The sequence below is a fragment of the Pseudomonas sp. DC1.2 genome, assembly GCF_034351645.1.
Lineage (GTDB): Bacteria > Pseudomonadota > Gammaproteobacteria > Pseudomonadales > Pseudomonadaceae > Aquipseudomonas.
The window spans coordinates 5,512,724-5,524,324 of the sequence record NZ_CP133782.1 but is presented as its reverse complement, the minus strand read 5'-3'; the positions used below and the strand labels follow the sequence as shown (position 1 = coordinate 5,524,324).

Below are 11,601 nucleotides of genomic sequence, written 5' to 3'. Positions count from 1 at the left end.
GCTCACTCATGACTGGATACGGCAGCCTTTTCGAACGCCTGGGTGGCGACGCGGATAAACGCGTCGGCTGGAGCCGCGAGGTTTCTGCCACGGCGTCCGTGGCTGCCCATCTGGCCAAGATGCTCAGCACCCGTGCGGGCAGCGTGCAAACGCTGTCCGATTACGGGCTACCCGATCTCAATGACATGCGTTTGAGCCTGCATGACTCACTGAGTCAGGCCCGCCAAGCCATCGAAAGCTTCATCGAAGCCTACGAGCCACGCCTGAGCAATGTGCGTGTCATTTCCTTGCCGCGTGATCACGATCAGCTTCGCCTGTCCTTCAGCATCGAAGGCCTGCTGGAAGTTGATGGTTTCAAGCGTCAGGTCAGTTTCGCCGCGCGCCTGGATGGCAGCGGTCAAGTGAAGGTCAACTAAGGAGATTCGCATGTCCGGAAAACCCGCAGCCCGCGTCACCGACCCCACCGCTTGCCCGCTCCCCGGCCACGGCACCAACCCAATCGCCGCCGGTTCCGGCGACGTCTTTTTCGACGGCCTCGCGGCCGCCCGCCAAGGTGATGCCTCGGCGTGTGGTGGTGCGATGTCGGGTGGGTTGGCGACGACCGTTTTGATTAACGGTAAAGCGGCAGCGACGGTGGATTCCGTCGGGACGCATGGCAACAAAGTGACGGCCGGATCCGGGACGGTGATTATCGGGAATTCGCATTCTCCGGTGCCGTTTGTGGCGCCGTTGCCGGTGGAGATCAAGTGGCCATTCAATGAGCACTTCGTGGTTCGAAATCCTGAAACCGGAGTTCCGATTGCTGACCGTGCGTACACGCTTAGAACCGACTCGGGGAAAGAAATTACCGGTGTAACGGATGCAGACGGCAAAACCTCAGTGATTGCTTCAGCTATTGCCGAAGGGGTTTCACTGCTGTTGGAACCTCAATCCTCCATAGCGCTTTCTTGAGGTCGAGATCATGCCCGCTGCGATAACCGCCCCGCTGACACCGGCCACCAATAAAGCCGGCAAAGAAGCGACCGCCGAGGTTTTTCAACTGACTGACATTCCTGTTGCCATGGACAAGCTCGGGTGGAAAGTCGCCGCGCGAGTGATGCGCCAATGGTTTAGGGGTGCGCCTTACGAGCTGCCCAAAGCAGTCAAACAGGGTGATATCGCCGCGAGTACCCTGAGCGCAGAAAAGCTGATAACCGATATCCCGTTTGATTGGCTTTTCACTGCGTCGACTCGTGTCAAACCCGAAATCGACCAATTTGTCGCGGACCTGTCCTCAACCGCCGAATTCAACAAAAGTGCGGGCCGTTTGAAGGGGACTCTTGATGAGCTTTCGAACGGTCTGGTTATTTTGATGACCCGTTTAAAAAGACTGGGTCTGTTGGATGCGGATGCCCGAACGTTGAAAAGTTCCTATGTTGACTACAGTGATAAGTCGGCAATTCAGCTGGAAGAACTTTCTCAATTCAATATCATCAGGTTCGGCGCGACAACATGGGAAAAGGCAACAGATTCTCTCGATGATGTATATGGGGCATTAGGCACTTTTGTAGTCAAGATTGCAGCGACAAAGTTTCGAACAATTTCAAATGATCATGGATTTCCAGCTATCGAGATTGAACAGGTCGGTTTTTATGTTAGAGACACTTATGACTTTCTAAATGTCGACGGTGATCAGCTTCTTGGCTATTGGAGCCGGGAAGGCGTTATACGTCCAGGGCCGATCGATTATTTGAGTGAGCCAGGCTTTATCGATAAAGGCGATACTCGTTATTTCAAGGTGACTAATGGTCATTTTAATAAATATCGGGAGCTTAATAAAAAAGGTGGTGACATGATGATTTATACAGCTGTAAAGCTGTATGAGACGTCATTCATTATCCATCTTGGTCCAGTCGATTTTGAAGAGTTTCAATCGCGGGCTTCAGGTAAATGAGTATGAAACAGACTTATGTGGTGCCAATTTCAATCACGGTAGTTCTCGGGATGGCACTCATTTATTGGATGTATCTCAAGACCGAAGCGGCCGCTTTGGCTGGTGTATATTCCACCACTTGGAACGAATCCCGGACGTGCTATATAAATTCTTATATTCCCCAGTATGCGGCTTTAGGCGTACCCGGGAAACTAGTTAGGCTTTTTGCGAGTGAGGCTTTTTTTCGGGTGTATAACAAGGAAGATAAACTTTTAAAGTCTTCCGAATGGCTGTTTTGGCAAAAAGAATTTACAACAGATGAGCGCTCGCAGTGGGTAAATTCACGCGCCATTTATCCGACCGCAAACGGATATGAAGGCTGGATCATTCCAGCGTGTAATTAGGCTAATGATCGTTATGGGAATACGGATAACAAAGCTGATGCTGGTTTTGGCCGTCGCTCTGGTTTTGCCACTTACTGTTTACGATATTTCGGTCGTGGCAAGGTATGGGATGGTTGAGCCGTATACCTATTTGTTGTCTTTGCCTTTAAGTCGGATGTCCGTTTTTTTGATTCAGGTTGCAGTCGTTTATGGGGTTGTTGTGGGTTGGGATGCATCAGGAATGTCGAGAAATATAGTTCTACTAAGTCTATGGCTCGGTAGCGTTTTATTTTTATGGTTGCTTCCCCGGATGTTTCGGGCGGTGGATTGTAATGATAACGGTCAAGCCCCGCAGGACAGTTTTTTCATGAGATTCAATACCAGGCAGGTAATCCGTGTCCTTTAACCACTACTACCAAAGCGAACTCACCGCACTTCGCCAGTTAGGTCGCCGATTCGCCGAGCGTAGCCCGGCGTTGGCGCCTTTTCTGGGTCAGGCCGGGCGGGACCCGGACGTGGAGCGGTTGCTGGAGGGCTTTGCTTTTCTGACTGGTCGTCTGCGGCAGAAGCTCGACGACGAGTTGCCGGAGCTTAGCCATTCTCTGATGCACCTGCTGTGGCCCAACTACATGCGGCCGTTGCCGGCGTTCAGCATTTTGCAGTTCGACCCGTTGAAGCGTTCCGGTCCTGCGTTGCTGGTTGAGCGCGATACGCCGGTAGAGAGTCAGCCCATTAATGAGGTGCGCTGCCGTTTCCGCACGTGCTACCCAACGCAAGTATTGCCGCTGGATCTGGCCGCGCTGACGTATTCGGTGAAGGGCGACGGTTCATTGTTGAGCCTGCGCCTGGAGATGAGTGCTGACGGTCATCTCGGTGAGTTGGAACTGAGCTGTCTGCGCCTGCACTTCGCTGGCGAGCGCTATATCAGCCAGATGCTTTACCTGAGCCTGCTGCGTAACCTGGAAGGCATCGAGCTGATCCCGCTGGATGGCGAAGGTAAGCCTATCAATGGCGCCAATGGCACGCCGATGGCGTTCAAGATGCCCGGCGACCGTGTGCAGCCGGTGGGGTTTGCCGAAGAAGAAGCGTTGATCCCGTATCCGCTCAATACCTTCCGTGGCTACCGCTACCTGCAAGAGTATTTCGCCTTTCAGGACAAATTCCTGTTCGTCGATGTCAACGGCCTCGATCTGCTCAAGGCATTGCCGGAAGACATGCTCAAGCAAATGCGTGGCCTGGAATTGCGCTTCGACATTCGCAAAAGCGGCATCCAGCGTCTGCGTCCGACCCTGGAAAACGTAAAGCTCTACTGCACGCCCATCGTTAATCTATTCAAGCACGATGCGTTGCCCATTCGCCTCGACGGCAAGCAGGACGAATACCTACTGCTGCCGGCCGAATACGACTTGGAAAACTGCGGTGTGTTTTCGGTGGAAACCGTCACGGGCTGGAAGCCGGGCGGCCTGGGCTATCAGGAGTACGTGCCGTTCGAATCCTTTGAGCACGACCCCAGTTTCGACGTGCTCACCAGTCGTCCGCATTACAGCATTCGCCAGCGTTCATCTTCGTTGCATGACGGCCTCGACACACACCTGAGCTTCGGTATCCGTCACACCGAGGCCCACGAAACCCTGTCGATCGAGCTGATGTGCACCAACCAGAACCTGCCGCGCAAGCTCAAGCTCGGCAGCATCAATCAGTCCTGCGAAGAGACCCCGGAGTTTTTGACGTTCCGCAACATCACCCCGGCCACGTCCAGTTTCGCGCCGCCGCTGAACCGTGACTTTCTCTGGAAACTGATCAGCAACATGTCGCTGAACTACCTGTCGTTGGCCGACGTCAACGCGTTGAAGGTGATTCTGGAAACCTATGACCTGCCGCGCTACTACGACCAACACGCGGAAAAAGTCAGCAAGCGCCTGCTGGGCGGGCTCAAGTCGATCAAGCACAAGCATGTCGACCGATTGCACCGAGGGTTGCCGGTGCGCGGGTTGCGCACCGAGCTGACCATCGATCCGGAAGGCTATATCGGCGAGGGCGATCTGTTCGTTTTCGCTTCGGTTCTTAACGAGTTTTTCGCGCTTTACGCCAGTCTCAATTCGTACCATGAGCTGCGGGTAAAAAGCACACAGGGAGAGGTGTACCAATGGACACCACGTATGGGCCTTCAGCCGCTGCTTTAAGCGGACTGACCCAAGGAATACGCGAGTACTCGCTGTTTCAGGCCGTGCTGCTGGTGGTTGACCGGCTGCGCGAGGCCCACCCGCACCTGAGCCATGATGACTTGTACGACCAGCTGGAATTCCAGGCCAACCCGAGCCTTGGGTTCCCTGGCAGCGACGTCGATCGTGTGGAGTTTTTCAAAGAGCACGGCCAACTGCGCGCACGTTTGCGTTTCAACCTGATCGGCCTGGTCGGCTCCGGTTCGCCGCTGCCGGCGTTCTATGGCGAGCAGGCCCTGGGCGACAGCGAAGACGGTAACCCGACGCGTAACTTTCTTGACCTGTTCCACCATCGCCTGCAACGGCTGATGCTGCCGATTTGGCGCAAGTACCGCTACCGCGCCAGCTTCCAGAGTGGTGCCCTCGACCCGTTTTCGGCGCAGCTGTTTGCCCTGATCGGCCTCGGCGGCGAAGAGATTCGCCGGGCCCAGGAACTGAACTGGAAACGCCTGCTGCCCTACCTCGGCCTGCTCAGCTTGCGCGCGCACTCGGCGGCGTTGATCGAGGCGGTGCTGCGTTATTACTTCAAACACGCTGAGCTGACCATCGAGCAGTGCATCGAACGCCGGGTAGAAATTCTCGACGAGCAGCGCAATCGCCTGGGCCGCGCCAACAGTCTGTTGGGTGAAGATTTGGTGCTGGGTGACAGCGTGCGTGACCGCAGTGGCAAATTCCGGATTCACATTCGCGAGCTCGACTGGCTGCGCTTTCACGAATTCCTGCCAATCGGTTTCGGCTACCAGCCGCTGTGCGCGCTGGTGCGGTTCACCCTGCGTGACCCACTCGATTACGACATTCGCCTGGTCCTGCGCCAGGAAGAAATCCGCGAACTGCGCATCGGTGAGCAGAACGCCTGTCGCCTGGGGTGGACCAGTTGGCTCGGCCGCGAGAAAGCGGACGGCGTGGTGACCTTGGGCAGCAAAATTCATTAAGGACGTGAGACCTATGATCAACGTAGACCTGCAACAACTGATCCAGGCGCTGGACGCCGAAACCCGTCGTGACCTGGAAAGTTCGGCTGAGCGCTGTGTCGCCCGTGGCGGCAGCAAGATCCTCGTCGAAGACCTGCTGCTGGGCCTGCTGGAGCGCCCGCAAGGATTGCTCGCACGCGCCCTGCAAGACGCTGAAGTCGATGCCGGTGAGCTGAGTGCTGCGTTGCAATCACGGGTCGAACACAGTGCCTCACGCAACCCGGTGTTTGCCCCGGAGCTGGTGCAGTGGCTGCAAGACGCGTTGCTGGTGGCCAACCTTGAACTGGGCCAAAGCCAGGTTGAGCAGGCTGCGTTGATCCTCGCGCTGCTGCGCAATCCGATGCGCTACGCCGGTAGTCGTTATCAGTCGTTGCTGTCCAAACTCAACATCGAGCGCCTGAAAGAATTTGCCCTGTCGCAGAAAGAGCAACCGGCCACCGGTAAACCTGCCGTGCCGGGCGAGTCCCTGCTGGAGCGCTTCACCCACAACCTGACCCAACAGGCTCGTGACGGCAAACTCGACCCGGTGCTATGCCGCGATGGTGCTATCCGCCAGATGATCGACATCCTCGCTCGTCGCCGCAAAAACAACCCGATCGTGGTCGGCGAAGCTGGTGTCGGCAAAACCGCCATCGTCGAGGGTCTGGCCTCGCGCATCGCCGCCGGGGAAGTGCCGCAAGTCTTGAAAGGCGTTGAGTTACTGTCACTCGACATGGGCCTGTTGCAGGCGGGCGCGAGCGTAAAAGGTGAATTCGAACGCCGCCTCAAGGGCGTGATCGACGAAGTCAAAGCCTCGCCAAAACCGATCATCATCTTCATCGACGAAGCCCACACCCTGATCGGTGCGGGCGGCAATGCCGGCGGTTCCGACGCGGCCAACTTGCTAAAACCGGCCCTGGCCCGTGGTGAATTGCGCACCATTGCGGCCACCACGTGGGCGGAGTACAAGAAATACTTTGAAAAAGACCCGGCCCTGGCTCGTCGCTTCCAACCCGTGCAGTTGCACGAACCGACCGTCAGCGAAGCGGTGACCATCCTGCGGGGTCTGGCGCAGGTCTACGAGAAGAGCCATGGCATTTACCTGCGCGATGACGCGGTGGTCGCTGCGGCCGAGTTGTCCGCTCGTTATCTCGCGGGGCGCCAACTGCCGGACAAAGCCGTCGATGTGCTGGACACCGCGTGTGCGCGCGTTCGCATCAGCCTCGCCGCCGCACCGGAAAGCCTCGAACGTCTGCGCGGCGAACTGGCTGAAGGTGGCCGTCAACGCCAGGCCCTGCGTCGCGATGCCGAGGCCGGTCTGCTGATCGATCACGAAGCGCTGGACGCGTTGGAAGATCGTCTGACCGCAGCCGAAGACGAAAGGGTCGCGCTGGAAGTCCTCTGGACCGAACAGAAAGAACTCGCTGAACGCTTGCTGGACTTGCGTCAGCAACTGGCCAAGGCTCGTGAAGTTGCTGCCGTCGAGCCCATCGTCACGGTGGAAGAAGACGCCGAAGGCACCGTGATCGAAACGCTGCACGTGCCAGTAGACGAAGCGCAAAGCGTCGAGTCTCTGGAGGCCGCGCTCAACGATACACATCGCACGCTGACCGAAGCCCAAGTCAAAGAGCGTCTGGTGAGCTTCGAAGTGTGCCCGCGTCTGGTGGCTGAAGTGATCAGCGCCTGGACTGGCGTGCCGTTGGCCCAGTTGGCCCGCGAACACAATGCCAAAGTCGCCAGCTTCGCCACCGACCTGCGTGTCCGCATCCGTGGTCAGGAACAAGCGGTTCACGCACTGGATCGGTCGATGCGCGCCACCGCTGCCGGCCTGAACAAACCTGATGCACCGGTGGGCGTGTTCCTGCTGGTGGGCCCGAGTGGCGTCGGCAAGACCGAAACCGCGCTGGCGCTGGCTGATTTGCTCTACGGCGGTGATCGTTTTATCACCACCATCAACATGTCCGAATTCCAGGAGAAGCACACCGTCTCGCGCCTGATTGGAGCACCGCCAGGCTACGTCGGTTATGGCGAGGGCGGCATGCTCACCGAAGCTGTGCGGCAGAAGCCGTACTCGGTGGTGTTGCTCGATGAAGTCGAGAAGGCCGACCCGGATGTGCTCAACCTGTTCTACCAAATCTTCGACAAAGGCGTGGCGAACGACGGCGAAGGTCGCGAGATCGATTTCCGCAACACGCTGATCCTGATGACCTCTAACCTGGGCAGCGACCGCATCGCCGAGCTTTGCGAAAACGGCGCACGACCCTCCGCCGAAGTGCTCGAAGAGACCATTCGCCCGGTGCTCAGCAAACACTTCAAACCGGCGTTGCTGGCACGCATGCGCGTAGTGCCTTACTACCCGGTAGGCGGCCCGGTGCTGCGCGAGCTGATCGAAATCAAACTCGGTCGTCTGGGCGAGCGCCTGAACCGCCGCCAGCTCGACTTCACCTACTGCCAGAACCTTGTCGATCACCTGGCCGAACGCTGCACCCAAAGCGACAGCGGCGCACGCCTGATCGACCACTTGCTGGACCTGCACGTGCTGCCGCTGGTGGCTGATCGTTTGCTCGATGCGATGGCGACAGGCGAAAGCCTCAAGCGTGTGCATGCGACGCTCGACGGCAATGCCAGCGTGACGTGCGAGTTCGCCTGAGGTGGGTGTGATGTTCACTCAAGTGCCGCAACCGCTGGTCTATGCTGAAGCGTTGTTGGCGCAGTTCGCCAGCCTGTCGCGGGCGGCGGACGGTGCTGCGCTGCTGGGTGACTTCGTGCGCGGTCTGGCCGAACTCAGTGGTTGCGAGTTGACGCAGCTGTACCTGCTGGACGCCACTCACATGTGCCTGGGGATGAACGCTGAGTGCCTCAACGGTATTCTGCAACCCCGTGAAACGGCCAGCCTGCCAGCCGATTACAACGGCGAACAACTGCTGCAATTTGCGCTGTGTCAGAACCGCGTGGTGAGCCTCGGCGAGCTGAGCGGCAGCCTGCATGAAACCAGTTTCCTGCCGCCGCAGACCAGACCCTGGCAGTCGCTGTTGTGCGTGCCGATGGTCAATCAGCACAAGGCCGTTGAAGGCTTATTGCTGTGCGCCAGTCACCGGCATGTCGACCTTCAAGGCTTTGCCGATTCCCTTGGGCAGTTGGGGTCGTTCGTGCTTGGCCAGTTACATTTGCTGCAACGCCTGCGTCAGCCGACGAGCTTCACGGCCCCTGTTACCCGTAGTGTCCCGAGCGCCAGCGGTTATGGGCTCATCGGCAAGAGCGCGGCCATGCGCCAGACTTATTCGCTGATCAGCAAAGTGCTGCACAGCCCTTACACCGTGCTGTTGCGCGGTGAGACTGGCACCGGCAAGGAAGTGGTTGCACGGGCGATTCACGATTGCGGCCCGCGCCGCTCTCAGGCGTTCATCGTGCAGAACTGCGCGGCGTTCCCCGAAAACTTGCTTGAAAGCGAGTTGTTCGGCTATCGCAAAGGCGCGTTCACCGGCGCTGATCGCGACCGCGCTGGGCTGTTCGATGCGGCCAATGGCGGGACTTTGCTGCTCGATGAAATCGGCGACATGCCGCTGTCGTTGCAAGCCAAGCTGCTGCGGGTGTTGCAGGAAGGCGAGATTCGTCCGCTGGGCTCCAACGATACTCACAAGATCGACGTGCGCATCATCGCCGCGACTCACCGTGATTTATCGGTGCTGGTCAGCGAAGGCAAGTTTCGCGAGGACTTGTACTACCGCCTCGCGCAATTCCCGATTGAGCTACCGGCCTTGCGTCAGCGTGAAGGCGACATCCTCGACCTGGCCCGGCACTTCGCTGACAAGGCTTGCGCCTTTTTGCAGCGCGATGCCGTGTGCTGGTCCGATGCGGCGCTGGATCACCTGTCCGGTTACGCCTTCCCCGGCAACGTGCGTGAACTCAAGGGGTTGGTCGAACGTGCCGTGCTGCTGTGCGAGGGCGGCGAGTTGCTGGCCGAGCATTTTTCCCTGCGCATCGAAGCCATGCCTGAAGACAGCAGCCTGAACTTGCGCGAACGCCTGGAGCAGGTCGAGCGCAGTCTGCTGCTCGATTGCCTGCGCAAAAACGACGGCAACCAAACCCTCGCGGCACGTGAACTCGGGCTGCCACGCCGCACGCTGCTGTACCGACTCGGGCGCCTGAACATCAACTTGGGTGATTTCGATGGCTAGGCAAACGACCTTCGATTTCACCTCATACGCTTTCGACAGCGCTGCCCAAACCGGTCGGCGCTTTGTGCTTTGTCTACCCCTGGAGACCCTCTGATGTCTGTTCGTCACTGGCAAGCCGTCCTGCTGACCCTCGTCGTTCTATGCGGCCTCGGTGGCTGCAGCGGCAATTACAAATTCAACGACAACACCTATCGCCCATTGGGTGATCCGCAGGCGGTCAATCGCGGCAAGTGACCGCAAGGAGCATCATCATGGAACTGGTTTTCGAAATGCTGAGCACCACGCAGTTCGTACCCACGGAGTTGTGCCAGAAAACCTTCAAGCAGGCCGGTGGCGTCATTGGCCGGGGCGACGACTGCGACTGGATCATCCCGGACCGCAAGCGGCACCTGTCCAATCATCACGCGATGATCAGCTACCGCGACGGTACATTTTTCCTGACCGACACCAGCAGCAACGGTATCCAGGACAGCGAAAGCGGCGCGCGCCTGCGCAAGGGCGAAGCCATGCGTATCGAGCACGGCAGCGTGTACGTGCTGGGTGGTTTCGAGATCCGTGCGCGGCTGGTCCGCGACCCGGCTAACTTCGACGTCGAAGCCGGTCGTCCGATGCCTGCGGGCAGCATCATCCCGGACGATGCGTTCCTCGACCTCGACCCGCTCAACGCCCTCGACCAGCAAGAGCGCGTGTACTCGGAAATCGACGAACTGATTTCCCCGAGCAACGCGCCGCAGGACACCCGTCAGCGGGCCGACTACGCGCGTATCGACATGGAAAGCCTGATGGTCCCGGAGCTGATCGACGCCCCGGCAGAATCGGCACCTGTCCCGGCGCCGAAAGCGATTGAGCGGCAAAGCGAAGGTTTCTGGGAACACTTCGGTGCGGCCCTGGGCGTGGACGTCAAAGGCCTCGATCACGACGCTCGCGAAGCTCTGGCGCTGAATGCTGCACGCCTGCTCCGGCAGAGTGTTGCCGGTTTGCAGCAGAGCCTGCGCACTCGCAGCGAGCTGAAAAACGAACTGCGTCTGGCGCAGACCACTGTGCAAGGCACCCAGAAGAACCCGCTGAAATTCGCCGTTGATGCCAGTGAAGCGCTGGGCATTCTGTTGCAGCCGAACAAGCCGGGCCAGTTACCGCCGGAGCAGGCGATTTCGCGTGCCTTCCGCGATTTGCAGGCGCACCAGGTGGCGTTGTTGACCGCCAGCCGCGCCGCCGTTCGCGGCACGCTGGAACACTTCTCGCCGCAACAGCTGACCCTGCGTTTCGAGCGCGACAACAAGCCGTTACTGGCCACTTCCGGCAGCCGCTGGAGAGCCTACGGTCGTTATCACCAAGCGCTGCGTCAGGACGACGACTGGAGCGAGCGTTTGCTGGCCCGCGACTTCGCCCAGGCCTATGAAGAACAGATCCGCTTGATTTCCACCCTACACACCGACCACCAAGGATGATGCGCATGTCTCGCTGCTCGACCGCTTTTATCAAGACGCTGATGGCGCTTGCGGCCCTGGTGCTGCTGGCTGGCTGCTCGTCGCTGTCGCCTTACTCCACCGTGACCAAGGTCAACCTGAAACTGACCGCCAGCGATCAGCTGAACCCAGACCTCAACGGTCGTCCGTCGCCGATCGTTGTGCGCCTGTTCGAACTCAAGCATCCGGTGGCGTTTGAAAATGCTGACTTCTTCAGCCTGTACGAGCGCGCCAAGGAATCCCTGGCCCCGGACATGGTCGCCACCGAAGAGCTTGAGCTAAGGCCTGGTGAAACCGTCGAGCTTAAGCTCAGCGTGGAAGAGGGCAGCCGCTACGTTGGCGTGCTCGCCGCCTACCGTGACCTGCCGGAAACCAAATGGCGCTACACGGTGCAAGTCACTCCGGTGCAAGTCACTGAGGTTGATCTGACCCTGGACCAGGCCGGCATTCGCAACACCCACGAAGCGCTCGCCAAGGCGGATGACTGATC

At 58.7% G+C, this 11,601-nt stretch carries 11 protein-coding genes; all 11 read left to right on the top strand.

Translation table 11 applies throughout. From position 1 onward, the window contains the following. Window positions 1–8: 8 nt before the first annotated feature. The 11 genes from tssE (at window position 9) to tssJ (ending at window position 11,599) form a co-directional block, all read left to right on the top strand. A complete protein-coding gene (gene tssE, locus RHM68_RS25185; RefSeq protein ID WP_322219687.1) occupies window positions 9–416 on the top strand; it encodes a type VI secretion system baseplate subunit TssE in 408 nt (135 codons plus the stop codon). Between the two features lie 10 nt (window positions 417–426). Further along, on the top strand, window positions 427–951 hold the full coding sequence (locus RHM68_RS25180) for a PAAR domain-containing protein (protein WP_322219686.1): 525 nt from the start codon (window positions 427–429) through the stop codon (window positions 949–951). A gap of 10 nt (window positions 952–961) precedes the next feature. Next, complete coding sequence (locus RHM68_RS25175; RefSeq protein WP_322219685.1) at window positions 962–1,933, top strand: DUF6402 family protein; 972 nt, start codon at window positions 962–964, stop codon at window positions 1,931–1,933. Between the two features lie 2 nt (window positions 1,934–1,935). Beyond that, the gene (locus RHM68_RS25170; RefSeq protein ID WP_322219684.1) at window positions 1,936–2,316 is read left to right on the top strand and encodes a hypothetical protein; all 381 of its coding nucleotides are present in this window, start codon (window positions 1,936–1,938) and stop codon (window positions 2,314–2,316) included. A 374-nt stretch (window positions 2,317–2,690) separates the two neighbouring features. Then, window positions 2,691–4,478: a type VI secretion system baseplate subunit TssF gene (gene tssF, locus RHM68_RS25165; protein ID WP_322219683.1), complete on the top strand. Its 1,788-nt coding sequence runs from the start codon at window positions 2,691–2,693 to the stop codon at window positions 4,476–4,478. Continuing rightward, window positions 4,442–5,449 carry a type VI secretion system baseplate subunit TssG gene (gene tssG, locus RHM68_RS25160; protein ID WP_322219682.1) on the top strand — a complete coding sequence of 336 codons (1,008 nt, stop codon included), beginning with the start codon at window positions 4,442–4,444 and terminating at the stop codon, window positions 5,447–5,449. Before tssF ends, tssG begins: the two co-directional genes overlap by 37 nt. 13 nt (window positions 5,450–5,462) lie before the next feature. Further along, window positions 5,463–8,117 (top strand): type VI secretion system ATPase TssH, encoded by a 2,655-nt coding sequence (tssH, locus tag RHM68_RS25155; RefSeq protein ID WP_322219681.1) that lies wholly within the window; start codon window positions 5,463–5,465, stop codon window positions 8,115–8,117. Window positions 8,118–8,127: 10 nt separating this feature from the next. After that, window positions 8,128–9,645, top strand: a complete 1,518-nt coding sequence (locus RHM68_RS25150; protein ID WP_322219680.1) for a sigma-54 interaction domain-containing protein — start codon at window positions 8,128–8,130, stop codon at window positions 9,643–9,645. Window positions 9,646–9,738: 93 nt separating this feature from the next. Continuing rightward, complete coding sequence (locus tag RHM68_RS25145) at window positions 9,739–9,879, top strand: hypothetical protein (protein ID WP_008030659.1); 141 nt, start codon at window positions 9,739–9,741, stop codon at window positions 9,877–9,879. Between the two features lie 17 nt (window positions 9,880–9,896). Further along, on the top strand, window positions 9,897–11,093 hold the full coding sequence (gene tagH / locus RHM68_RS25140) for a type VI secretion system-associated FHA domain protein TagH (protein WP_322219679.1): 1,197 nt from the start codon (window positions 9,897–9,899) through the stop codon (window positions 11,091–11,093). A gap of 5 nt (window positions 11,094–11,098) precedes the next feature. Next, window positions 11,099–11,599 (top strand): type VI secretion system lipoprotein TssJ, encoded by a 501-nt coding sequence (gene tssJ / locus RHM68_RS25135; protein ID WP_322219678.1) that lies wholly within the window; start codon window positions 11,099–11,101, stop codon window positions 11,597–11,599. The last annotated feature ends 2 nt before the right edge of the window (window positions 11,600–11,601 follow it).